This is a genomic window from Delftia sp. BGA-UO-ETr-SB1, from assembly GCF_059567865.1.
The window spans coordinates 192533-214974 of sequence record NZ_JCAQOW010000006.1; the positions used below are offsets into that span (position 1 = coordinate 192533).

22 protein-coding genes are annotated in these 22442 nt (G+C 69.2%); 11 read left to right on the top strand and 11 right to left on the bottom strand.

All coding sequences use genetic code 11. The features are described 5' to 3' along the window. Positions 1–19 precede the first annotated feature (19 nt). Genes AC57B5_RS19720 through AC57B5_RS19735 form a run of 4 tightly spaced genes read left to right on the top strand, consistent with a single transcriptional unit; the run spans position 20 to position 2519 of the window. Positions 20–1018 (top strand): tripartite tricarboxylate transporter substrate binding protein, encoded by a 999-nt coding sequence (locus tag AC57B5_RS19720; RefSeq protein ID WP_496400174.1) that lies wholly within the window; start codon positions 20–22, stop codon positions 1016–1018. Between the two features lie 26 nt (positions 1019–1044). Beyond that, positions 1045–1497: a PaaI family thioesterase gene (locus AC57B5_RS19725; RefSeq protein WP_043783107.1), complete on the top strand. Its 453-nt coding sequence runs from the start codon at positions 1045–1047 to the stop codon at positions 1495–1497. Between the two features lie 36 nt (positions 1498–1533). Further along, positions 1534–1944 (top strand): Rap1a/Tai family immunity protein, encoded by a 411-nt coding sequence (locus AC57B5_RS19730; protein WP_496400175.1) that lies wholly within the window; start codon positions 1534–1536, stop codon positions 1942–1944. 32 nt (positions 1945–1976) lie between these two features. After that, positions 1977–2519 carry a hypothetical protein gene (locus tag AC57B5_RS19735; RefSeq protein ID WP_496400176.1) on the top strand — a complete coding sequence of 181 codons (543 nt, stop codon included), beginning with the start codon at positions 1977–1979 and terminating at the stop codon, positions 2517–2519. A gap of 77 nt (positions 2520–2596) precedes the next feature. Here AC57B5_RS19735 and AC57B5_RS19740 read toward each other — a convergent pair whose 3' ends face one another. The 8 genes from AC57B5_RS19740 to AC57B5_RS19775 all read right to left on the bottom strand — a co-directional run bounded on the left by AC57B5_RS19740 (position 2597) and on the right by AC57B5_RS19775 (position 11264). After that, positions 2597–3142, bottom strand: coding sequence for a hypothetical protein (locus AC57B5_RS19740; protein WP_012202143.1), 546 nt, complete (start codon positions 3140–3142; stop codon positions 2597–2599). A gap of 138 nt (positions 3143–3280) precedes the next feature. After that, entirely contained in the window at positions 3281–4348 is a 1068-nt protein-coding gene (locus AC57B5_RS19745; protein ID WP_496400177.1) for a Bug family tripartite tricarboxylate transporter substrate binding protein, read from the bottom strand. A gap of 187 nt (positions 4349–4535) precedes the next feature. Next, positions 4536–5408: an HpcH/HpaI aldolase/citrate lyase family protein gene (locus AC57B5_RS19750; RefSeq protein ID WP_496400178.1), complete on the bottom strand. Its 873-nt coding sequence runs from the start codon at positions 5406–5408 to the stop codon at positions 4536–4538. A gap of 23 nt (positions 5409–5431) precedes the next feature. Then, positions 5432–6439, bottom strand: coding sequence for a tripartite tricarboxylate transporter substrate binding protein BugD (locus tag AC57B5_RS19755; protein WP_017406883.1), 1008 nt, complete (start codon positions 6437–6439; stop codon positions 5432–5434). Between the two features lie 103 nt (positions 6440–6542). Then, complete coding sequence (locus tag AC57B5_RS19760) at positions 6543–7907, bottom strand: MmgE/PrpD family protein (protein WP_012202139.1); 1365 nt, start codon at positions 7905–7907, stop codon at positions 6543–6545. Between the two features lie 41 nt (positions 7908–7948). Continuing rightward, entirely contained in the window at positions 7949–9151 is a 1203-nt protein-coding gene (locus AC57B5_RS19765; RefSeq protein WP_496400179.1) for a CaiB/BaiF CoA transferase family protein, read from the bottom strand. 10 nt (positions 9152–9161) lie between these two features. Next, positions 9162–10328 (bottom strand): acyl-CoA dehydrogenase family protein, encoded by a 1167-nt coding sequence (locus AC57B5_RS19770; RefSeq protein WP_012202137.1) that lies wholly within the window; start codon positions 10326–10328, stop codon positions 9162–9164. A 30-nt stretch (positions 10329–10358) separates the two neighbouring features. Beyond that, complete coding sequence (locus AC57B5_RS19775) at positions 10359–11264, bottom strand: HTD2 family dehydratase (protein WP_496400180.1); 906 nt, start codon at positions 11262–11264, stop codon at positions 10359–10361. A 207-nt stretch (positions 11265–11471) separates the two neighbouring features. Here AC57B5_RS19775 and AC57B5_RS19780 point away from each other — a divergent pair, with 207 nt between their 5' ends. The 5 genes from AC57B5_RS19780 to AC57B5_RS19800 all read left to right on the top strand — a co-directional run bounded on the left by AC57B5_RS19780 (position 11472) and on the right by AC57B5_RS19800 (position 16860). Beyond that, complete coding sequence (locus AC57B5_RS19780) at positions 11472–12389, top strand: SDR family NAD(P)-dependent oxidoreductase (protein WP_230357383.1); 918 nt, start codon at positions 11472–11474, stop codon at positions 12387–12389. A 13-nt stretch (positions 12390–12402) separates the two neighbouring features. Continuing rightward, positions 12403–13296, top strand: coding sequence for a MaoC family dehydratase (locus AC57B5_RS19785; protein WP_496400181.1), 894 nt, complete (start codon positions 12403–12405; stop codon positions 13294–13296). Between the two features lie 212 nt (positions 13297–13508). After that, the gene (locus AC57B5_RS19790; protein WP_496400182.1) at positions 13509–14318 is read left to right on the top strand and encodes an enoyl-CoA hydratase/isomerase family protein; all 810 of its coding nucleotides are present in this window, start codon (positions 13509–13511) and stop codon (positions 14316–14318) included. Next, the gene (locus AC57B5_RS19795; protein ID WP_013800085.1) at positions 14315–15616 is read left to right on the top strand and encodes an acetyl-CoA hydrolase/transferase family protein; all 1302 of its coding nucleotides are present in this window, start codon (positions 14315–14317) and stop codon (positions 15614–15616) included. Before AC57B5_RS19790 ends, AC57B5_RS19795 begins: the two co-directional genes overlap by 4 nt. Positions 15617–15651: 35 nt before the next feature. Beyond that, on the top strand, positions 15652–16860 hold the full coding sequence (locus AC57B5_RS19800; RefSeq protein ID WP_013800084.1) for an acetyl-CoA C-acetyltransferase: 1209 nt from the start codon (positions 15652–15654) through the stop codon (positions 16858–16860). Positions 16861–16870: 10 nt separating this feature from the next. Here the strand turns inward: AC57B5_RS19800 and AC57B5_RS19805 are convergent, their stop codons facing one another. Genes AC57B5_RS19805 through AC57B5_RS19815 form a run of 3 tightly spaced genes read right to left on the bottom strand, consistent with a single transcriptional unit; the run spans position 16871 to position 20174 of the window. Then, positions 16871–17878 carry a Bug family tripartite tricarboxylate transporter substrate binding protein gene (locus tag AC57B5_RS19805; protein ID WP_034397674.1) on the bottom strand — a complete coding sequence of 336 codons (1008 nt, stop codon included), beginning with the start codon at positions 17876–17878 and terminating at the stop codon, positions 16871–16873. Continuing rightward, the gene (locus AC57B5_RS19810) at positions 17875–18894 is read right to left on the bottom strand and encodes an NADPH:quinone oxidoreductase family protein (protein ID WP_198819887.1); all 1020 of its coding nucleotides are present in this window, start codon (positions 18892–18894) and stop codon (positions 17875–17877) included. Before AC57B5_RS19810 ends, AC57B5_RS19805 begins: the two co-directional genes overlap by 4 nt. Positions 18895–18950: 56 nt before the next feature. Then, positions 18951–20174 (bottom strand): CaiB/BaiF CoA transferase family protein, encoded by a 1224-nt coding sequence (locus AC57B5_RS19815; RefSeq protein ID WP_496400183.1) that lies wholly within the window; start codon positions 20172–20174, stop codon positions 18951–18953. 131 nt (positions 20175–20305) lie between these two features. Between AC57B5_RS19815 and AC57B5_RS19820 the strand changes: the two genes are divergently transcribed. Together AC57B5_RS19820 and AC57B5_RS19825 are read left to right on the top strand one after the other, a co-directional pair. Then, positions 20306–21268: a LysR family transcriptional regulator gene (locus AC57B5_RS19820; RefSeq protein WP_496400184.1), complete on the top strand. Its 963-nt coding sequence runs from the start codon at positions 20306–20308 to the stop codon at positions 21266–21268. Between the two features lie 155 nt (positions 21269–21423). Further along, positions 21424–22431, top strand: coding sequence for a Bug family tripartite tricarboxylate transporter substrate binding protein (locus AC57B5_RS19825; RefSeq protein ID WP_013800080.1), 1008 nt, complete (start codon positions 21424–21426; stop codon positions 22429–22431). Positions 22432–22442 lie beyond the last annotated feature (11 nt).

The window sequence follows — 22442 nt, forward strand, 5'->3', positions numbered from 1 at the left end:
ACGGAGTCCCCCCATGCCCATGCCCATGCACCCACTCCCGCGCCGCCGCCTGCTGTCCTGCCTGGCCCTGGCGACCTGCGCCCTGCTGGCCCCGGCCGCCCATCTCGCCCATGCTGCCGATGCCTGGCCTGCCAAGCCCATACAGCTGGTCATTCCCTACCCGCCCGGCGGCAGCGCCGACCTGCTGGGCCGCCCGCTGGCCGTGCAGCTGCAGCAGCAGCTGGGCCAGCCCGTGGTGCTGGAGTACAAGCCCGGCGCAGGCGGCACGCTGGCCTCGCAATACGTGGCGCGCGCCAGGCCCGATGGCTACACCGTGCTCATGGTGCTGGCCGCCCATGCCATCAACGACAGCCTCTATCCCAAGCTGCCCTACGACACCCGCCGCGACTTCGCGCCCGTGTCTTTGGTGGCCAACCTGCCCATGGTGGTTGCGGCCAGCAGCAAGCTGCCGGCAAAGAACATCCAGGAACTCATCCAGGCCGCCAAGGCCAACCCCGGCAAGCTCACCTTCGGCTCGGCGGGCAACGGCAACACGGGGCATCTTGCGGCCGAGTACTTCGGCTCCATGGCAGGCGTGCGCATGACCCATGTGCCCTACAAGGGCAGCGCGGGCGTGGTCAACGCCATGCTGGCCGGCGACATCGACCTGACCTTCGACAGCATCTCCACCTCCATGCCCCACATCCGCAGCGGGCGCATGCACGCGCTGGCCGTCACCAGCCCGCAGCGCTCGGCGCTGGCGCCCGAGGTGGCCACCATCCAGGAGCAGGGCATCGCAGGCTTCGACGTGACCGGCTGGTACGCCGTCATCGCGCCGGCCGGCACGCCCGCCGAAGCCACCCAGCGCCTGAGCCGCGAGATCGCCACCGCCCTGCGCCAGCCCGCGCTGCAGGCCCAGCTGGCCGCCGGCGGCTACGAACCCGTGGGCTCCACGCCCGAGGCGCTGCAGGCGCATATCGACAAGGAAATCACGCGCTGGGCCACTGTCGTCAAATCGACAGGTGCACGGGTGGATTGAGTCATGCCGATGCGATGATTGCCCGCATGAATACACCCATCAAAGACCACCCGGCCAACCCCTTCGAAGGCGAGGCGCCCGGCATCCTCTTCGGCCTGCCCATGCCCATGGCCCGCGCCATGAAGCTCAGCGGTGAACGCATCGGCGAGGACCGCGCCCAGATCCGCATGGGCTTTCAACCGGATCAGGCCAACAGCCGCGGCGACGTGCACGGCGGCGCCATCGCCTCGCTGCTGGACTGCGCCCTGGCCTCGGCCTGCCGCTCGCATGACCCCACGGCCTTCGGCGTGGCCACCATCGACCTCACGCTGCACTACGTCTCGGCCGGCAGCGGCGATCTCATCGCCACCGCCCACTGCGAGCGGCGCGGCCGCTCCATCAGCTTCGCGCGCGGCGAAGTTCGTTCCGAGGACGGCACCCTGGTGGCCCTGGCCACCGGCACCTTCAAGCTGATGGCGCGTGGCGGGGCTCAGGCCTGAGGCGCGGTGTCAGTCCCTGACCAGAGCGTTTTGGCCATGACCTGCATCCGTGCCATGGTCTTGCGGCCCATTTCCGTGCTTTGTTTGGCATGGGGTCTCGGCACATCGGTCTGTGCGCACGCCGACACCCGGTTGACACGCCCGACGGCAGACTCTCAGCGGTTGATCATCGAGAACAACAACCTGACGGCGCAGGCATTCTTTTCGGCTTACATGAGCAAGGAAGTGCCGGAAAGAAGGTATGCAGAGATGTACCTGCTCGGCGTTCTCGACGCCACGGAAGGCCGGGCCTGGTGTGACTACCGGCACCTCAAGACCATCACTCTGGCAGAGGTGCTGCACAGCAGTTTGCGAAGCATGGATGCCAGGCAGCGCGCAACTCGGGCTGCCCACGTCATCACCGACATTCTTGCCAAACAGTTTCCCTGCCAAACTGGGCCTCAATGAAACCCTCCCGCATGAGGCCGAAAATCCGGCGCTTGGTGCTGACCATCGGCCTGACAGGTGCAGCACTGGCGCAGGCAGCCCCTGACGCAGGGCTTGTGGGCCTGCTGGATGCACGCCGACCCGATACTGCCAACCTGTCATCGGAAGAACCACGGCCATCAACGGCCCCACGGCCTTACATCCGTCTCTTGCCCGAGCCCAGCCAGGCGCCCGAATGCTGCGTCACCACAGGTCAACCGGCGGAAAGCGGCATCCTGCGCTACCAGGGCAAAACGGGCACGGAGGCTGTTGCAGCGGCTGCACGTGCGGCGTTGTTCATGCCGCCCGTCGCCGAGGGATTCATTGGCCTGCAACTGGCCGAGGGTGCGAGAGTCCGGGTGCTGGGTCCGCAGCGCCTGCTTGTCTGGTGGCCGGATCGGCCGGGGCTGACGCGGGTGGATCACTTCCTGTCCCGCGAAGGCCTGCATGTGCAGTGGCGTGAGCAGGTGGCGAGTGGAAGATGGGCAAGCGCGCAGCACTACTACCTGCCGCTGGGCATGGACGTGGAGCCCGACTGCTCCCCATCTGCCCAATAGCGCGCGCCGGGTCTTGCCCCCAGATCGCGGCGCGCACAAGGAAAGCGCATGCCGCGCTTTCCTTTTCACTCAAGCGGTCAGAGCCGCTTTTCCTTGGCCTCGATCAGCTTCTGCATCAGTTCGCAGACCTGCCGTGCCTGTTCCTGCGTGATGTCGATGTTCTCGATCACCGAGCGCTTGAACTGGATGCCGTTGACTGCGCCGCTGTTCTCGATGAAGCCCAGCGTCAGGGTGCGGTTCAGGAAGTAGATGACGGCGGCGATGCCCCAGCCGATCAGCATGACCACCAGGCCTGCAAAGAAGCTCTGGGCCATCATGGACCCGCCCATGAACAGGGACAGGGCACCGATGCCCAGCGCCGTCTTCCAGGGCTTGTGATAGCCGTAGTAGGTGGAGCAGATGCCCTGCAGCGGGATCAGGCGCGACTGGGTGCCCGACAGCGAGGCGCTGCTGAACTCCAGGCGCTCGCTGCCCACGCGGATGGTGGTGGTGGGATCGATGTTGACCTTGGACAGGATCCAGGCGACCAGGCCGCCTTCGCGGCCTGTGATGGCAATGTGGTTGCCCTTGTCGTCTATGGGTTGCTCGCTGGCCTTCCAGGCCTTGATGACCAATGCACTCACGGTAATACCCTCTCTTGAATGTTTGAGAAACCACGGGCTGTCCCGTCATGGCATTGCACCACCGGGGCCGCCTGAGGAGGGGCGATTACAGCACAGGGCGTGGGTGCAGCCTTGGGCAACCAGGGCCGCTGTGCGCCATCAACCGGGTTGCACCCCCGCCGACTGCAGCAGCCGCCCCCAGACCGGAGCCTCTTGCGCCCAGGCCTTGCCGAAGCGCTGAGGGCTGTCGTCATCAACAGGGACGAAACCGGCCGCGATGATGCGGGCCGTGCCTTCGCGGCTGGCCACGGCGCGGTTGGAGATCTCGCCCCATTGCCGCGTGAGGTCGGCCGGCAGGCCCCTGGGGCCGGCGATGGCCAGCCAGCCGGACAGTTCCATGGCCTCGTGGCGGTAGCCGGCCTCGGCAAAGGTGGGCACCTCGGGCAGCAGGGGCACGCGGCGCGTGCCGGTGACGGCCAGGGCGCGCAGCTTGCCTGCATCGATGTGGGGCTTGAGCGTGAGCAGGCTGCCCATGCCGATGGGGATGCGCCCGCCCAGCATGTCCTGCACCATCAGCGCCTCGCCCCGGTAGGCGGCATGCGCCATGCCGGCACCGGCCATGTCGCTGAGCACGGCGCAGGCCAGGTGGCCGTGCGAGCCTATGCCGTAGGAGCCATACGAGAGCTTGCCCGCGTTGGCCTGGGCCCAGGCCATGAATTCGCGCAGGTTGTTGGCGGGCACGTCGGCCGTGACCACCAGGGCGATGGGCGCCATGCACACGCGCGACAGGGGCGTGAGGTCGGTCAGCGGGTCGTAGGCGGTCTTCTTGTAGAGGTATTTGTTGGTGAGCATGGTGGAGGTGGTGCCCAGCAGCAGGGTGAGCCCGTCGGGCGGGGAGCGGACCACCATTTCGCCGCCGATCAGTCCGGCCGCACCGGGCTTGTTGTCCACCACCACGGTCTGGCCCAGCTGCTGGGCCATGCGCTCGCCCAGGATGCGCGCAATCACGTCGGTGGCACCGCCCGCCGCAAAGGGCACAACGATGCGCACGGGCCTTGTGGCAAAGCCGGCCTGCGCCAGCACGCTGGCGGGCCCTGCCGCCACGGCGCCGGCCGCCAGGGCCAGCGCCTGGCGCCGATTCAATCGGTTGTTCAGTCGGTCATTCAGACGATCATTCAATTGGCCGTTGAATCCGCTGTTCGATGCCGTCCCCGAGATCACTGCCATCACACGCTCCTTTGCCTGGGTGCCACCATGGACGGAGACACCGGATCAAGAAACCGCCGTCTCGAAATCAATCGAGTTGGCCAAGCGTATTCGAGGCAGATGGATCCACCATCAGGGAAATCATTGGACTGCTTGCGCCAGAATCAGAAAACTCTTGGCGCAAAACGGCCTATCAGTCTCATTTTCATCAAGACCGTGCTGCAGATCTCTGTTGCGCCCAGGCATGGCGCAGCAGCACCTGTTCGGCCTGCTTGAGCACGGGCGCATCGACCATGCGGCCGTCCAGCACGCAGACGCCGCCTCCGGCCTCGGCCAGGGCCTGGCGCAGGCGCTGCGCGTGGGCCACGGCCGCTGCATCGGGGTCGAAGACGGCGTGCAGGGGCTGGACCTGGGCCGGGTGGATGCACAGCTTGCCGCCAAAGCCCATGCGCCGCGCGCGTGCCGCGTCCTGGGCCAGCCGCTCGGGGTTGCGCGTGTCCACCGTCACGCCGTCCACGGCCGCGCCAATGCCGGCGCGGCGCGAGGCCAGGACCAGGGCCATGCGCATGGGCAGCAATTCTTCCTCGCCCTGGTCGCAGGCCATGCCCGCATCGACCTGGAAGTCCAGGTGGCCGAAGGCCAGGCGCACCACCTGGGGCGCGGCAGCCAGGGCGTCGGCCGCGTCCAGGCCGGCCACGCTTTCGATGAGGGGCAGCACGGCTGCCCGTGCGCCCGCAGCCTGGGCCACCGCATGTAGGGTCTGGGCGCGCTCGGCCTTGGAGACCATGGCGCCGGCCACGCCCTGATCCACCAGCTGCGCCAGCGCGCGCAGGTCATCCGCATACCAGGGCGTGCCTTCGGCGTTGATGCGCACCAGCAGGCGGGCACGGGCCGGGCCTTCCAGCGCACCCACGGCCTGGGCCAGCGCCTGGCGGGCGCCGTCCTTGTCGGCCGGGGCCACGGCGTCCTCCCAGTCGGCGATGACCATGTCGGCGCCGCTGTCCAGGGCCTTGCCCAGGCGCTCGGGCCGCGTGGCGGGGACGAAGAGAAAGGAAGTGGCCTGTCGCGCCAGATCGTGCATGCGGATGTCCTTGGGAGAGCGGTTTATTCGGCCGAGACGCCTGCGGCCTTGATGACCTTGTCCCAGCGCGCCACCTCGGCCTGCAGGTGGGTGCGCAGGCCTTCGGGTGTGGCCTTGTCGGGCGTGACCAGGTCGGAGCTGAGTTCGGCGATGCGTTTCTTGACGTTCTCGTCCTTGATGGCCACGTTCAGCGCCTTGTTGATGGCCATGACCACCTCCTTGGGCGTGCCCTTGGGCGCGTACATGCCGTGCCAGACCTTGACGTCAAAGCCCTTGAGGCCCTGCTCGTCCAGCGTGGGGATGTCGGGCAGCGAGGACAGGCGCTTGGGCGTGGTCACGCCGAAGACCTTGGCGCGCTGGCCGTCCTTGATCACGGGCACGGTCTGCGTGGTCTGGTCGCACAGCAGGTCCACCTGGCCGCCCATGAGGTCGTTCATGGCCGGGCCTGCGCCCTTGTAGGGCACGGTGGTGAGCTTGACGCCCGCCTGGTGCATGAACAGCATGCCGCACAGCTGGGAGACGGCGCCGATGCCGGCATTGGCCAGCGAGACCTTCTCCTGGTTCTTCTTCACGTAGTCCAGCAGCTCGGCAAAGTTGTTGGCCGGGAAGTCCTTGCGCGACAGCAGGGTCATGGGCACGTCCAGCACCTGGCCGATGTACTCGAAGTCCTTGAGCGGGTCATAGGGCAGCTTCTTGTACAGCGCAGGCGCCGTGGCCATGCCCATGTGGTGGATGAGGATGGTGTAGCCGTCGGCCTTGGCCTTGGCCACGCGGTTGGGCGCAATGGTGCCGCCCGCTCCCACGGTGTTTTCGACCAGCACGCTCTGGCCCAGCACCTGGCCCATGGGCACGGCCAGCAGGCGCGCCACCACGTCGGTGGGGCCGCCAGCGCTGTAGGGCACGACGAGGACGACGGGCTTGTCGGGCCAGGCCGCGGCCAGGGCGCCGGTGGTCGTCCCGCCGGCGGCAAGGGCGCAGGCGGCGGCCGCTGCGTAAACGAGGCGGCGGCGGAAAGAAGTGGTGCGTTGCATGGTTTGTCTCCTGTGCACTTTGGTGGAAGCGGGAGGCGCTCTGTGGTGGCGCCTTTCCCATGGATTCGCCGGCCGGGGCCGGCGCGAAAACTCAGTCAAGAACTCAGTCAAGCAGGCGCTGCACGCGCGGCCAGTGCGCGATCTGCCACAGCCGCGCTACGGCGGCCTGGGCGGGGTCGTCCTGCAGGGCACCGCCATAGGCGATCAGGCGCAGCGCCTTGGCCGTGATCTCCTCGCGCGACAGCGTGTTGCCCGGATCGCCCTTGGGCTCTTCCACGCGGCCGTGCAGCGTGCGGCCATCGGTGGTGAGCACGGTGACCTTGCCGATCCAGCGCTGCGGGTAGGCGGCATCGACCTCGGGGTCCAGCACCATGCCCACCTTCTCGCGCAGGGCCACCGTGGTGGCGGCCAGGTATTCGTTGTCGAACTCGTCCAGGCCCGCATGGCCGTGGCGCGCGGCCAGCGCCAGCACCGTGCCCATGGAGAACTTGCTCTGGTGCACCGTGCCGGGATCGACCACGGGGCCCAGCACGTCGATGGCGCCCTGGTGCACGTGGCAGGTGACCTGCGCCAGGTCGGCGGGGGCCAGGCCGTGATCCTGCATGACCTGCAGCAGCGCGTCGGCGGCCGGGTGCGTGTGGCGGCAGGAGGCATGCCATTTGAACGAGGTCTCGGCCGTGGCCCAGCGCGTGCCGATGCCGTCCGTGAGGCGCGTGGGATCGGCGTCCGTGGACATGCCTGCCGCCAGGCCCTGCGGCCCGGTGAAGATGTCCTGCGCACCGGTGAATCCGTCCCGGGCCAGGTAGGCCGACATCAGGCCCGCAGCGGCCGCATGCGCCGTGTGCAGTTGCTTGCTGTCGGCGCCCGTGCGCAGGAACTCCCACAGCCCTGCCGACTGCGTGCCGGCCGAGCCGAAGGCATGCTGCATCTGCGCGGGCGTGAGGCCCAGCAGCCGGCCCACGGCGGCCGCGGCGGCCAGGGTGCCGGCCGTGGCCGTGGTGTGGAAGATGCGGTAGTGGCTGCGGCCCAGGAACTCGCCCACGCGGATGCCGACCTCATAGCCGGCCACGCAGGCGGCCATGAGCTCGGCGCCGCTGGCGCCGATGCTCTGCGCCACGGCCAGCGCGGGCGGGAAGACCACGGCGGCGGGGTGGAAGACCGAGCCGTTGTGCACATCGTCCTGCTCGGCCACATGCGAGGCCGCGGCATTGGCCAGGGCCGCCATCATGGGCGAGGTGGTGTCGGCACTGCCCAGGATCTCGCTAGGCCCCTGCGCCGGTCCCTGGGACAGCGCAAAGCGCGTGATGCTCTGCACGGGGCGCGCGCCCTGGCCTGCCAGCACGGAGCCGAACCAGTCCACCCAGAGGTCTTCGGCGCGCTGCTGAACGGCGGCGGGAACGTCGTCCCAGCGCAGCGAGGCAGCGAATTGGGCCAGCGGATGGATGCTCACTTGGGTGTCGTTTTTCATGGGTTGGGTCTCCGGCGCATTCTTGGGCATGCGCCCTGGTTTCAGGGGGCGGTTTTTCCCGGGGGCGGGCACAGGGCACCGATGCGCTCGGCGCTCCAGCCCAGCTCGGCCAGGATGGCGGCGCTGTGCTCGCCCACGGCTGGCACGGCCTCCATGCGGTAGTCGAAGGCGCTGTTGGCGCCGGGCGGCAGCAGGGCCTGCACGGGTCCGGCCGGCGTGTCCACGCTGCACCAGCGCTGGCGTGCGGCCAGCTGGGGATGGGCCCACAGGCCGGCCATGTCGTTGACGCGCGCATTGGCAATGCCGGCCGCATCCAGCCGCTGCACGACCTGGGCGGCATCCAGCGCGTTGAACACGCCCAGGATCAGCGCACGCAGCTCCTCGCGGTTGGCGTTGCGGCGCGCGTTGCTGTCGAAGCGCGCGTCTGCAGCCAACGCGGGCTGCAGCAGCACCTGTTCGCAAAAGAGCTTCCACTCGCGTTCGTTTTGCAGGCCCAGCATCACCGTCCCGCCGTCACCGGCCTCGAACGGCCCGTAGGGATAGATGCTGGCGTGCGAGGCGCCGGTGCGCGGCGGTGGCGGCGCGCCGTCGAAAGCGTAGTACATGGGGTAACCCATCCACTCGCCCAGCGCCTCCAGCATGGACACGTCGATGTGGCTGCCCTCGCCCGTGCGCCCGCGCAGCAGCAGGGCCGACAGGATGTTGGTGTACGCATACATGCCGGCCGCGATGTCGGCCACCGAGATGCCGGCCTTGGACGGCACCTCGGGTGTGCCCGTGACCGAGAGAAAGCCCGCCTCGCTCTGGATCAGCAGGTCGTAGGCCTTCTTGTCACGGTAGGGGCCGTCAGCGCCGTAGCCGCTGATGTCGCAGACGATGAGGCGCGGAAAGCGCTCGCGCAGCGCCGCATAGGACAGGCCCATGCGCGCGGCCGCGCCGGGCGCCAGGTTCTGCACCAGCACGTCGGCACCCTCCAGCAGCTGCAGCAGCGCCTGCATGGCCTCGTCCTGCTTGAGGTCCAGCGCCAGGCTCTGCTTGCTGCGGTTGATCCAGGTGAAGTGCGAGGACTGGCCCTGCACGCGCTGGTCATAGCCGCGCGCAAAGTCGCCGCTGCCGGGCCGCTCGACCTTGATCACGCGCGCGCCCAGGTCGGCCAGCTGGCGCGTGCAAAACGGTACGGCCACCGCATGTTCCAGCGAGACGACGGTGGTGCCGTCCAGGGGCCTCAGGCGTTGCTGTGTCATGCGCGAGCCTTCAGAAAGAACGCGGGAGACCGAGGATGTGCTCGGCCACGTAGGAGTAAATGAGATTGGTCGAGATCGGCGCCACCTGGTACAGGCGCGTCTCGCGGAACTTGCGCTCCACGTCGTATTCGCAGGCAAAGCCGAAGCCGCCGTGGAACTGGATGCAGGCATTGGCCGCCTCCCAGCTGGCCTTGGCCGCCAGGTACTTGGCCATGTTGGCCTGGGCGCCCATGGCCTGGTTGGCGTCGAACATCTCGCAGGCCTTCCAGCGCATGAGGTTGGCGGCCTCGACCTCGATGAAGGCATCGGCAATGGGGAACTGCACGCCCTGGTTCTGGCCGATGGGGCGGCCGAACACGTTGCGGTCGCGCACATAGTTGGTCACGCGGTCCAGGAACCAGTAGCCGTCGCCAATGCATTCGGCCGCAATCAGCGTGCGCTCGGCGTTGAGGCCGTCGAGGATGTACTTGAAGCCCTTGCCTTCCTCGCCGATCAGGTTCTCCTCGGGGATTTCCAGGTTCTCGAAGAACAGCTCGTTGGTCTCGTGGTTGACCATGTTGGGGATGGGGCGCACGGTCAGGCCGCTCTTTTGCGCCTCGGCCAGGTCCACCATGAAGATGGACATGCCCTCGCTCTTTTTCTTCACCTCGGCCAGCGGCGTGGTGCGCGCCAGCAGGATCATCCAGTCGCTGTGCTGCACGCGGCTGATCCAGACCTTCTGGCCGTTGACCACGTAGCGGCCATCCTTCTTGACGGCGCTGGTCTTGATCTTGGTGGTGTCCGTGCCCGTGGTGGGCTCGGTCACGCCCATGGACTGCAGGCGCCATTCGCCCGAGGCGATGCGCGGCAGGTACTTCTCCTTTTGCGCCTGCGAGCCGTGGCGCAGCAGCGTGCCCATGTTGTACATCTGCCCGTGGCAGGCGCCCGAGTTGCCGCCGCAGCGGTTGATCTCTTCCATGATCACGCTGGCCTCGGTCAGGCCCAGGCCCGAGCCACCGTACTCCTGCGGGATCAGCGCGGCCAGCCAGCCGGCCTTGGTCAGCGCGTCCACGAAGGTCTCGGGATAGGCGCGCTGCTCGTCGATCTTGCGGAAATACTCGTCAGGGAACTCGGCGCACAGCGCACGGATGGCGTCGCGGATTTCGGGGAAATTGTTGGAAAGCGTGTGTTCGATCATGGTGGTCTCAAGGCTCGGTGTTCAGGGGTCTCAGGCCAGGGTGGCTTTTCCGGTCATGGTCAGCCAGCCTTCGTGGTCCTGGGCCCAGAGTTCGACGGTCTTGCCGTCCGCAGAAGGCTTGCCGTGCACGCTGAAGGCATGCAGGTCGAAGGTGGGGCGCACGGCCTTGAACTCGAAGGACAGCACGCGCGCCTGGGGCAGCTCGCGGCGCAGCAGGTCCAGCAGCAGCGTGGCGATCAGCGGGCCGTGCACGATCAGGCCCGGATAGCCCTCCACGCCCGTGACGTAGCGGCGGTCGTAGTGGATGCGGTGGCCGTTGAAGGTCAGGGCCGAGTAGCGGAACAGCAGCACGTCGTCGGGAACGATGGTGCGCGACCAGGTTTGCTGGCCGTCCAGCGGCGGCTTCTGGGGCGTGGGCGCGGGATCGCCGGGCTGGGCAGCGGCGCGGTAGACGATGTCGTGCTCCTCGGTCAGCGCCAGGCCCTGGTCGTTGCTGTAGGCATGCTCGACCAGCACGAACAGCAGCTCGCCCGAGCGGCCGCTCTTGTGGCTGACCGAGCCGATGGTGGAGCGGCGCTGCACCTTCTGGCCCACCTGCAGCGCGTTGCCTGCCTCCCAGCGCAGGCGCCCGCCGGCCCACATGCGGCGCGGCAGCGGCACGGGCGGCAGAAAGCCGCCACGGCGCGGATGTCCGTCGGGGCCGATCTCGCTTTGGCGTGCATGGGGCAGGAAGTACATCCAGTGCCACAGCGGCGGCAGCGCCGTGCCGTCGGCGGGCTCAGGGTCTTCCCGGTCCAGCGTGGCCGACAGCGCGGCCACGGGCGCGGCCGTGATGCTGTCTGCCAGGGTTTCGCTGCGGCCCTGCCAGGACTGAAGATGCGCCAGCGCGGCGGCGTCGAGGGTGTCGGTAGCTTGCTTGTCTGTCATGGACGCCATGGTCGGTGCAAGCGCGGCGGCCCGCAATCCGCGTTTTCTTAAGCAAGCCTTTGGCCGCGCTGAAGGCTGGGCCGGCGCGGCCTGTCCGCCGCTGCTTTCATTCCCGCGAAGTCCGCCCTTGTGATTGGCGAATGGCGCGGTGCGGCGTTTGCCGGCATCCTTGGTTCCGACTTCTTTCCAACGAACACTGAACGGGGACGACAGGCCATGGCGCAGAAAATGATGCAGGACAAGGTAGTGGTGGTGACGGGTGCCGGCGGCGGCATCGGGCGCGACATGGCGCTGGCCATGGCGGCCGAGGGCGCCAAGGTGGTGGTCAACGACATCGGCACCTCCACCACGGGCGAGGGCACGGACGCCGGCCCGGCGCAGAAGGTGGTCGATGAGATCAAGGCCGCAGGCGGCCAGGCCGTGGCCAACACCGACAGCGTGGCCGAGGCCGCCAGCGCGGCCCGCATCGTGCAGTGCGCCGTGGACAGCTTCGGCCGCATCGACGGCGTGGTCAACAACGCCGGCATCCTGCGCGACCGGTTCTTCCACAAGATGAGCCTGGACGAGTGGGACGCCGTCATCAAGGTCCACCTGTACGGCAGCTACTACATGAGCCGCGCGGCCGCCAACCATTTCAAGGAGCAGGAAAGCGGCGCCTTCGTGCACATGACCTCGACCTCGGGCCTGATCGGCAACCTGGGCCAGGCCAACTACAGCGCCGCCAAGCTGGGGCTGACGGCCCTGTCCAAGTCCATTGCGCTGGACATGCAGAAGTTCAACGTGCGCTCCAACTGCATCGCGCCGTTCGCCTGGAGCCGCATGATCGGCTCCATCCCCACCGACACGCCCGAGCAGCAGGCGCGCGTGGCCAAGATCCAGCAGATGACGCCCAACAAGATCGCCCCGCTGGCCGTCTACCTGCTGTCCGACGCGGCCCGCGACGTGAACGCCCAGGTCTTCGCCGTGCGCAACAACGAGATCTTCGTCATGAGCCAGCCGCGCCCGCTGCGCTCGGTGCACCGCAGCGAGGGCTGGTCGCCCCAGTTCATTGCCGAGCACGGCATGCCTGCGCTCAAGGCATCGTTCGTCCCCCTGGACCGCTCGGCAGATGTCTTCAGCTGGGACCCGATCTGACCGGAGCTGATTCATGGCCATCAGTTACCAGCACCTGAAACAGCGCCCCTTCGAGCCCGTGCGCCAGCACTATGGCGAGCGCGACACCATGCTCTATGCATTGAGCCTGGGCCTGGGCAGCGATCCGCTGTGCGCCGACGCCCTGCCCTTTTTCTACGAAGGGGCGCCCGGGGGGCTGCGCGCCCTGCCCTCGCAGGCCGTGGTGCTGGGCTACCCGGGCTTCTGGGCGCGCGAGGCCGATACGGGCATCGATTGGGTGAAGCTGCTGCATGGCGAGCAGCGCATGCGGCTGCACCGCCCGCTGCCGGCCAGCGCCGACGTGGTGGGCCACAACCGCATCACGCACCTGACGGACAAGGGTGAGGGCAAGGGCGCCATCATGGTCACCGAGCGGCGCCTGGAGACCACTGGCGGCGAGCTGCTGGCCACCGTGCAGCAGGTCAGCTTTCTGCGCGGCGATGGCGGCTACAGCCTGCTGGACGGCGGCCAGCCCAGCGACGCGCCCCTGGCGCCGCTGCGCCCCACGCCGGAGGACCGCGCGCCCGACTTCACCGACACCCAGGCCCTACGCCCCGAGGCCGCGCTGCTGTACCGCCTGATGGGCGACTACAACCCGCTGCATGCCGACCCGGCCGTGGCGCGCAAGGCCGGCTTCGAGCGGCCCATCCTGCATGGCCTGGCCAGCTACGGCCTGGTGGCCCATGCCGTGCTGCGCCAGTGCGGCGACCGCAATCCCGCGCGCCTGAAGGCACTGGATGTGCGCTTCACCGCGCCCGTCTATCCCGGGGAGACCCTGGTCACCGAGATCTGGCGCACGCCCGACCAGCCCTGCCAGCTGCAGTTGCGCGCCCGCGTGCTGGAACGCGACAAGATCGTGCTCAGCCACGGCTACGCCGAACTCGCTTGAATGGATCACCCCCTGAGTCGCTGTGCGCCTTCCCCCTCTCTCGCTTCGCGGGAGGGGGACGACACCCTCGCTGCGGGGCGGCGCGGCCGGCCCAGGCCCTTGCTCGGTGTCCCTGGCTTGGGACATGCCGATTTGGACGCCTCGTCAAAGGTGCGCATAGGAGCAAGCAAGACATTCCAGCTTTTGATCTCAAAGAATCCAACCTCGGCACCATGACTACATCACCTGAAACCTCCCCCGTATTGACCTCCGTCCAGGACGGCATAGGCACGATCACGCTGAACCGGCCCGAGGCCCGCAACGCGCTCAACCAGGCCATGCGCCCGGCCCTGGCCGCCGCCGTGGCGCAGATGCGCGATGACGCGCAGGTGCACACCGTCATCGTTACGGGCGCGGGCGGCGCCTTCTGCTCGGGCGGCGATATCAGCCAGATGATGGATGCCAGCCAGGCCGGCCTGCCCTGGCGCCAGCGCATGCGCAGCCTGCACCAGTGGTTTCCCGAGCTGGTCAACCTCGAAAAGCCCGTGATCGCCGCCGTGGACGGCCCGGCCTTCGGTGCGGGCCTGAGCCTGGCGCTGGCCGCCGACTTCGTGCTGTGCACGCGGCGCGCGAAGTTCTGCGCCGTGTTCGGCCGCATCGGCCTGGTGCCCGACCTGGGCGCCATGCACATGCTGCCGCGCATCGTGGGCCTGCAAAAGGCCAAGGAGCTGGTCTTCACCGCGCGCACCGTGCAGGCCGAGGAAGCCAGGTCGCTGGGCATGGTCTACGAGATCGTGGAAGACGGCGAAGCCCTGCAGGCCGCCGCCGTGGCGCTGGCGCGGCGCTTCGGCGAGGCATCCACGGCCGCCATCGGCATGGCCAAGACGGCCATGAACCAGGCCTTCGAGCTGGACGCACGCGCCATGGCCGAGCTGGAAGCCTATGCCCAGACGATGTGCCGTGGCTCCGACTACCACCAGGAGGCGGTGCAGCGCTTCAAGGACAAGCAGCCCACGCGCTTCGACTGGGACCGCGCGCCATGAGCGTGCTGTCGCCGGACGCCCTGCAAGAAAGGCTGCAGGCCCTGATCCGCCCCGGCGACACCCTGTGGTGGGGCCAGGCCACGGCCGAGCCGCTGACGCTCACGCGCGCCGTGGTCGCGCAGCGCCATGCACTGGCCCGGCACGGTGGCCAGGGCCGGCTGCGCGTCTTCGTGGGCATGGGCGCATCGGACACGCTGCAACCGGCGCATGCCGACGCCATCGACTTCTTCGGCTACGCGGCCGGCGGCCCCCACCGCGCGCTGGCCCAGGCGGGCGTGCTGGACATCCTGCCCAGCCACTACTCCCACCTGCCCGGCCTGATCGACGAGGGCCTGCTGCCTGCCGACGTGGTGCTGCTCCAGGTCTCGCCACCCGATGCACAAGGCCGCTACAGCCTGGGCCTGGTCCATGAATACCTGCCGGCCGCCATACGCAAGGCACGCGTGCTGATCGGCGAGGTCAACCCCGCCATTCCGTGGACGCACGGCAGCCTGCACCTGCAGGCCGGCGACTTCGCCCTGCTGGTCGATGCCGAACACCCTCCGCTGGACCAGGCGCGCAGCGCGCCCGGCCCTGCCGAGCAGGCCATTGCCGGCCATGTGGCCGCCCTCATCGAAGACGGTGCCACGCTGCAGGTGGGCGTGGGCAACCTGCCCGAGGCCGTGCTCGCCGCCCTGCACGGGCACCGCGACCTGGGCCTGCACAGCGGCGCCGTGGGCGACGGCATTGCAGCCCTGGCCGAAGCCGGCGTGCTGACCCACGCGCGCAAGAGCCAGGACCGCGGCGTGGGCATTGGCGGCATCCTCATGGGAGGCGAATCGCTCAGGCGCTGGGCCCACCGCAACCCCGCCCTGCAACTGCGCGAGACGCGCTACACGCACGACCCCGAGGTGCTGGCCGCCAGCCACAGGCTGGCCGCCATCAATTCGGCGGTGGAAGTGGACCTCACGGGCCAGATCAACTCCGAAGTGGCGGGCGGCGTCTACGTGGGCGCCGTGGGGGGCGCCGTGGACTTTCTGCGCGGCGCGGCACGCAGCCGCGGGGGCCTGCCCATCATCGCCCTGCCCGCCACGGCCAGGGGGGCCACGCGCATCGTTGCGCGGCTGTCCGGCCCCGTCAGCACGCCGCGCAGCGATGCCGGCCTCATCGTCACCGAACACGGCGTGGCCGACCTGCGCGGCCAGACGCTGTCGCGCCGCGTGAAACGGCTGATCGACATCGCGGCGCCGGAGCACCGCGCCGACCTGGAACAACAGGCACATACCCTGCTGCGCCAATGCGGCGCAGCCTTTTCCTGATCCACTGATCCACTGATTCCCAAGGAGACAACACCATGCGCAGAGCCGCCATCGTCACCCCCCTTCGCACGCCCGTGGGCACCTTCGGCGGCAGCCTGCGGCCGGTATCGGTCGAGGAGCTGGCCGCCACCACGGTGCGCGCCGTGGTCGAGAAAAGCGGCATCGACCCCGCACGCATCGACGACGTGGTCTTCGCCCAGTCCTACGCCAGCAGCGAGACGCCCTGCGTGGGCCGCTGGGCCGCGCTGCAGGCCGGCCTGCCGGTGACGGTGCCGGGCATGCAGCTGGACCGGCGCTGCGGCGGCGGCCTGCAGGCCGTGGCCACGGCGGCCATGATGGTGCAAAGCGGCGCCGCCGACGTGGTGATCGCGGGCGGCGTGGAGAGCATGAGCAACATCGAGTACTACAGCACCGACATGCGCTGGGGCGCGCGCTCGGGCAATGTGCGCTTCTACGACCGGCTGGACCGCGGCCGCGAGCGCTCCCAGCCCGTGGAGCGCTTCGGCAAGATCTCGGGAATGATCGAGACCGCCGAGAACCTGGCGCGTGACTACGGCATCAGCCGCGAGGCAGCCGACGCCTATGCCGTGCGCAGCCACCAGCGCGCCGCCGCTGCCTGGGAGGCGGGCCGCTTCGCCGACGAGATCGTCCCCGTCAAGGTGCCCCAGCGCAAGGGCGACCCCGTGCTGTTCACGCGCGACGAAGGCTTTCGCGCCGACGCCACCACCGACAGCATGGGCAAGCTGCGCGTGCTCATGCCCAATGGAACGGTCACGGCCGGCAACGCCAGCCAGCAGAACGACGCCAGCGCCGCCTGCCTGATCGTGGCCGAGGACCGGCTGGCCGAACTGGGCCTCACCCCCATGGCCACCCTGGTGGGCTGGGCCGCCGCAGGCTGCGAGCCCTCGCACATGGGCATAGGCCCCGTGCCCGCCGTCAAGAAACTGCTGGCGCGCCTGAACCTCACGCTGGACCAGATGGACCTGGTCGAACTCAACGAAGCCTTTGCCTGCCAGGTGCTGTCCGTGCTCAAGGGCTGGGAGTGGAACGACCAGGGCGCCATAGACCACAAGCTCAACGTCAACGGCTCCGGCATCTCCCTGGGCCACCCCATCGGCGCCACCGGCGTGCGCATCCTGGCCACCCTGCTGCACGAGCTGGAGCGCCGCAAGGGCCGCTATGGGCTGGAGACCATGTGCATCGGCGGCGGCCAGGGGATTGCGGCGGTGTTCGAGCGGGTGTGAGCTTCCCGCATCAATCCGCCCGCGCCCCCGACGCCTTCACGATCTCTTCCCACTTGCGGGCTTCGGCCTGGATGTAGCGCGCGAACTCGGCGGGCGTGGAGCCCACGGGCTCGGCGCCCAGGCGGCGGTATTGCGCGGCGATCTGGGGTTCGGCAAGCACGCGGCGGGACTCGGTCCACAGTTTCTGCACCACGTCCTGGGGCGTGTTCTTCGGCGCCCACAGTCCGTACCAGGTGCTGGTGCGAAAGCCCGGCATGCCGGCCTCTTCCATGGTGGGCACATCGGGCAGGGAGGGCGAGCGACTGGCCGAGGTGACGGCCAGCGCACGCAGCCGGCCCGAGGCGATGAAGGGCATGGCCGAGGGCATGGAGTCGAACATGAGCTGGATCTGCCCGCCCATCAGGTCGGTCAGGGCCGGCGAGCTGCCCTTGTAGGGCACATGCTGCATCTGCGCGCCGGTCTTCAGGCGAAACAGCTCGCCCGACAGGTGCTGTGACGACGCATTGCCGGCCGAGCCGAAGTTCACCTGCCCGGGATGGGCCTTGGCCCAGGCGATCAGCTCCTGCACATTGCGCACCGGAAGCTGGCTGCCCACGACCAGCACCAGCGGCACATCGACCAGTTGCGTGACCGGCTCGAAATCGCGGAAGGCGTCATAGGGCGCGCTGGCATAGACGTAGGGGTTGATGACGTGGATGGAGGCGTTGACCAGCAGCGTGTAGCCGTCGGCCGGCGCCTTGGCCACCAGGGCCGCGCCGACCATGCCGCTGGCGCCAGCCTTGTTGTCCACGACCAGGGGCTGGCCCAGCGCCTCGCCCAGCCGCGTGGTGACCACGCGCCCGACCACGTCGGTAGGCCCGCCGGGTGGATAGGGCACGACGACGCGGATGGGCGCCTTGGGATAGCCCTGGGCCCCGGCGGATGGCTGCGCGCCTGCCGTTCTCCATGCGGCCAGCGCCGCCGCGGCGCCCAGCAGGGTGCGGCGGGAAAGCGCGGGGCCTGTGCGTTGCGTTGTCATACCTTGTCTCCTTGAATGGCGAGTGCGAGCTTGCCGGTCACGTTGCGGCCGTGCAGCGCATCCAGCGCAGCCGGCAGTTCATGCATGGCGAAGACCTGGCTGACCTGGGGATGGATGCATCCCCGGGCAGCCCAGTCGAGCAGCGTGGCAATGACGGGCTGCAGCTGCGCCGCGAAGGCCTGGCGCTCATCGGCCGGCGTCCAGCCGATGTAGCGGCCGTAGAAGAAGCCGTGCAGCGTGAGGTTCTTGACCAGGGCTAGGTTCATGGGCACGGCGGGAATGGCGCCGCTGGCAAAGCCCACGCTCAGCAGCTGCGCGTTCTGCGCGGCCGCGCGCAGTGCCTGCAGCAGCAGATCGCCGCCCACGGGGTCGAAGACGACGGAGGCGCCCCGGCCCTGCGTGGCCTGCTTGACCTGGGCGGCCAGGTCCTGCGGGGTGACTGCCTGGTGCGCGCCACGGCGCAGCGCATCGGCGCGCTTGGCCTCGGTGCTGGCGCAGGCGATGACCTGCACGCCGGGCGTCTGCCGGGCCACTTCCACCGCCGCGGCGCCCACGCCAGAGCCGGCGCCCAGCACCAGCACCACATCGCCTTCCTGCAGGCGCGCGCGCCAGTGCAGGGCCGTGTAGGCCGTGCCGTAGGACAGGGGAATGGGCAGGGCCTGCAGCCAGGGCATGCCCGCAGGCAGGCGGTAGACGGTGGACGCATGCACCACCGTTTCCTGCGCAAAGGCACCCCAGTCGGCAATGAAGGCCACGGCATCGCCGGGCTGCAGGTGCTGCACCGCGCTGCCGCATTCCAGCACGCGCCCCACGCCTTCGGTGCCGGGCACGAAGGGTAGCGGCGGGCGCCGCTGGTAGCGGCCCTCGATCAGCAGGCCCGTGGCGTGGCTGACGTTGGCGTAGGCCACGGCAATCCGCGCCTGGTGCGCGCCCAGGGGCTGGCCGGGCCGGTCCATGGACTGCAGGCTGACCACCTCGTGCGGCGCGCCGAATTGATGGCAGACCAGGGCCTGCATGGAGGTGTCCGGGGAGGTGTCCGGAGAGGTGGGTGTGAACGTGGATGTGGAAGCGCTCATGCCATGACCTCCTGCGCGCACTGGTGCACCACGCCGCTGGCCATCCATTGCTCCATCTCCTGCGGCGTGCAGCCGGCCTCGGCCAGGATCTGGCGCGTGTGCTCGCCCGTGCGCGGCGCGGCGCCAAGGGATGCACCGGAAGCTGCTGCGTCTGCCGGCCAGGGCGACGCCGCATACAGCAGCGGCCCGAACCCGGGCTGCGCCAGCGTGGCGAACGATGCGCGGTGCACGGCCTGGGGGTGCGCCACCACGTCGGCCAGCGTGCGCACGCCCGCATGCAGGGCGCCCTGCGCCGCCAGGCGCTGCTCCCAGTGGGCGCGCGGCTGCTGCGCCAGCAAGGCCTGCAGCCCGGCATGCAGCACATGGCGGTGAGCCATGCGGCCCGCATTGGAGGCAAAGCGCGCGTCCTGCAGCCAGTGCGGCAGGTCCAGCGCGCGGCACAGCCGTTCGAACTGGTCGTTGTTCAGGGCCAGCACGGTGATGAAGCCATCGGCCGTGGCGAACACGCCGTTGGGAGCGCTAACCCCTTCGGCAGGCTGGCCGCCGCGCAGCGTGTCTTCGGCCAGCACCGTGGATTGCAGGGCGCAGCAGACCTCGAACAGGTTCAGCTCCACATGGCGCCCGCGCCCGCTGCGCGCCTTGCCCAGCAGGGCCGCCGTGCACGCCTGTGCGGCGTAGACACCGGCCGCGATGTCGGCCAGCAGCAGGCCCACGCGCTGGGGCTGGCCCTGCGCGTCGCGGTTGCTGGTCATCAAGCCCGTGTCGGCCTGCATGACGGAGTCGGTGGCGGGCCGGTCGGCATACGGCCCCGTGGGTCCGTAGCCGCTGATGGAGACGTACACCGGGTCCAGGCCGGCCGCGCGCAGGCTGTCGTAGTCCACGCCCATGCGCTGCACGACCTGGGGGCGGAAATTCTGCACCACGATGTCGGCCTCGCGCGCCAGCCGCAGCAGCAGCGCGCGCCCCTGGGCCTGGCGCGCATCGACGGCAATGCTGCGCTTGCCCGCGTTGTAGGTGGCCGACAGGCTGCTGTGCCCATCGCGCGAGATGCCCACGTGGCGCGCCCAGTCGCCTTCGGGCGGATCGACCTTGATCACCTCGGCGCCCTGGCGCGACAGCAGGTGGGTGCAGTAGGGGCCGGCCACGCCCTGGCTCAGATCGAGCACACGGTAGTGCGCCAGGGGCGCCGGCGGCGCGGTTTGCAAAGCTTCTTGGTTCACGGTCTGCGGCCTTTCGCCATGGTTTCCTCCATGCTAGGGAGGCAGGGCAGGCGCCACAATCCTCGCCAGCAGGCCAGGCCTGGTGACTCCCGATCAACAATGGCCGGCCCCGGCCCCGCAAAGAATGCGAGATGGACCTGAACCTGTGCCGCGTCTTCATCGACATCGCCGAGGCCAAGAGCCTCACGCGGGCGGCCGAGCGCGGCGGCATGACGCGCTCCAACGTCTCGCGCCGGCTGCGTGCGCTGGAGACCGAGATGGGCACGCAGCTGCTGCGCCGCACCACGCGCAATGTGGAGCTCACCCAGGCCGGCCAGCTGCTGTACCGGCGCTGCCTGGCCATGATGGAGGAGCTGCAGCGCGCCCGCGATGCCATCCACCAGTTGCGCTCCACCGTGAGCGGCGAGGTGGGCGTGCGCGTGCCCACCGGCTTCGGGCATTTCTATCTCAAGCCGCTGATCCTGGGCTTTTGCCGCGAGCATCCCGACATCCGCCTGCGCCTGCTGATCAACGACCAGATGGCCGACCTCGTGGCCTCCAAGGTCGATCTGGCGGTGCAGATCACCTCCGCGCCGCTGGACGATCTGGTGGCCACGCGGCTGTGCGATGTGCGCTGGAACTTCGTGGCCACGCCCGCCTGCCTGCAGGCGCTGGAGCAGTCGCTGGGCCGGCCCCTGCGCGCGCCTGCCGACCTGCTGCAGGCCCGCCTCATCCTGCCGCTGGCCATGGGCGGCAGGCTGGCCTGGCTGACCGGCAGCGGCGACGATGGCGTCGCCGCTGCCCTCGATGTGCTGCCCTCGCTGCAATCGGGCGACTACCGCCTGCTGTACGACGCCGTGCTGGACGGCCTGGGCCTGGCCCTGCTGCCCGACTACGTAACCTCGGCCGCGCTGGCCGGCGGCACCCTGGTGGCCGTGCTGGACCAAGTGGTGTTCTCCGGCCTGGGCAATGTCATGTACCTGGTGCGCATGCCCGACCGCCAGCCCACCATGGCGGCCCGCGCCTTCCAGCAGTTCCTGCGCGAGGCCATCGTCACCGCCGCACCCAGCTGGCAGGCGGGCGCCGAGGAGGCGGGCGCGGACCTGTCTTCCTAGGACGTCCTAACAGCCGGCAAACCCCGGCTTAGGCAAAAGCAGATTCCCAAGAAGCGCAGGCGTGCGCACCATTGCCTGCATGTCCGGCGCAGACCGGGCGCGCCGCCGTGCAGGCCACGGCAGCGCTTCATTCATTTTTTGCAGGAGACATGCACATGCCCGCCCAACACCGCCGCAAGGCCCTGGCCACCCTGGCCCATGCCCCGCTTCTGGCGTCCCTGGTGACCGCCCTGGCCACCCTGACCGCCCTCCCCGCCGCCGCGCAGGACGCGCAGCCCGTGCGCCTCATCGTGGGCTACTCGGCCGGTGGCCCCGTGGACCAGGGCGCCCGCCTGCTCAGCGTGGCGCTGACCAAGGAGCTGGGCGCCTCGGTGGTGGTGGAGAACAAGCCCGGCGCCAACGCCACCATGGCCGGCAGCGAGGTCGTGCGCGCCAAGCCCGATGGGCTGACGCTGTGGTTCGCGGCCAGCCCCACCATCACCATCAGCCCCAACGTGATGAGCAAGATGTCCTTCGACCCGGCCCGTGACCTCACGCCCGTGGCGCCCGTGCTCAGCTACTACAACGTGCTGGTGGTCAACAACAACGAGCCCTACAAGACCACGGCCGAGCTCGTGGCCTACGCCAAGGCCCATCCGCAAAAGCTCAACTACGGCTCGGCCGGCGTGGGCGGCTCCAACCACCTGGGCGCGCTGCTGTTCGCGCGGCGCAGCGGCATCGAGATGAACCACATCCCCTACAAGGGCAACGCACCGGCCATGACCGACGTGATCGGCGGCCAGCTGAGCATGATGCTGGACATCATCAGCACCGCCAGCACCTACATCCAGAGCGGCAAGGTGCGCGCCGTGGCCGTGACCTCGCCGCAGCGCAATGCCTCGCTGCCCGATGTGCCCACCTTTGCCGAATCCGGCATCGAAGGCCTCAAGGGCTTCGACGTGGGCGGCTGGTATGGCGTCTACGGCCCCAAGGGCATGTCGCCTGAACTCGTGGCCCGCCTGAACAAGTCCATCAACGCCGCCCTGGCCCAGCCGGAGCTGCGCAAGCGCCTCAAGGAACTGGGCTACGAAGAGTGGACCGGCGCCCCCCAGAAACTGGCCGAGCGCGGTGCCAAGGAGCGCGCGATGTGGGCCACCGTCACGCAAGGCATTGTGGTGGACTGAGGGATACGCGG

Bases quoted from the DNA above. Each gene is read 5' to 3' on its own strand.
- AC57B5_RS19780 (WP_230357383.1), top strand. From the start codon at position 11,472: ATGGCGCAGAAAATGATGCAGGACAAGGTAGTGGTGGTGACGGGTGCC.
- AC57B5_RS19800 (WP_013800084.1), top strand. From the start codon at position 15,652: ATGCGCAGAGCCGCCATCGTCACCCCCCTTCGCACGCCCGTGGGCACC.
- AC57B5_RS19775 (WP_496400180.1), bottom strand. From the start codon at position 11,264: ATGGCGTCCATGACAGACAAGCAAGCTACCGACACCCTCGACGCCGCC.
- AC57B5_RS19745 (WP_496400177.1), bottom strand. From the start codon at position 4,348: ATGGCAGTGATCTCGGGGACGGCATCGAACAGCGGATTCAACGGCCAA.
- AC57B5_RS19790 (WP_496400182.1), top strand. From the start codon at position 13,509: ATGACTACATCACCTGAAACCTCCCCCGTATTGACCTCCGTCCAGGAC.
- AC57B5_RS19765 (WP_496400179.1), bottom strand. From the start codon at position 9,151: ATGACACAGCAACGCCTGAGGCCCCTGGACGGCACCACCGTCGTCTCG.
- AC57B5_RS19730 (WP_496400175.1), top strand. From the start codon at position 1,534: ATGACCTGCATCCGTGCCATGGTCTTGCGGCCCATTTCCGTGCTTTGT.
- AC57B5_RS19820 (WP_496400184.1), top strand. From the start codon at position 20,306: ATGGACCTGAACCTGTGCCGCGTCTTCATCGACATCGCCGAGGCCAAG.
- AC57B5_RS19805 (WP_034397674.1), bottom strand. From the start codon at position 17,878: ATGACAACGCAACGCACAGGCCCCGCGCTTTCCCGCCGCACCCTGCTG.
- AC57B5_RS19725 (WP_043783107.1), top strand. From the start codon at position 1,045: ATGAATACACCCATCAAAGACCACCCGGCCAACCCCTTCGAAGGCGAG.
- AC57B5_RS19755 (WP_017406883.1), bottom strand. From the start codon at position 6,439: ATGCAACGCACCACTTCTTTCCGCCGCCGCCTCGTTTACGCAGCGGCC.
- AC57B5_RS19720 (WP_496400174.1), top strand. From the start codon at position 20: ATGCCCATGCACCCACTCCCGCGCCGCCGCCTGCTGTCCTGCCTGGCC.
- AC57B5_RS19760 (WP_012202139.1), bottom strand. From the start codon at position 7,907: ATGAAAAACGACACCCAAGTGAGCATCCATCCGCTGGCCCAATTCGCT.
- AC57B5_RS19795 (WP_013800085.1), top strand. From the start codon at position 14,315: ATGAGCGTGCTGTCGCCGGACGCCCTGCAAGAAAGGCTGCAGGCCCTG.
- AC57B5_RS19810 (WP_198819887.1), bottom strand. From the start codon at position 18,894: ATGCAGGCCCTGGTCTGCCATCAATTCGGCGCGCCGCACGAGGTGGTC.
- AC57B5_RS19825 (WP_013800080.1), top strand. From the start codon at position 21,424: ATGCCCGCCCAACACCGCCGCAAGGCCCTGGCCACCCTGGCCCATGCC.
- AC57B5_RS19750 (WP_496400178.1), bottom strand. From the start codon at position 5,408: ATGCACGATCTGGCGCGACAGGCCACTTCCTTTCTCTTCGTCCCCGCC.
- AC57B5_RS19770 (WP_012202137.1), bottom strand. From the start codon at position 10,328: ATGATCGAACACACGCTTTCCAACAATTTCCCCGAAATCCGCGACGCC.
- AC57B5_RS19785 (WP_496400181.1), top strand. From the start codon at position 12,403: ATGGCCATCAGTTACCAGCACCTGAAACAGCGCCCCTTCGAGCCCGTG.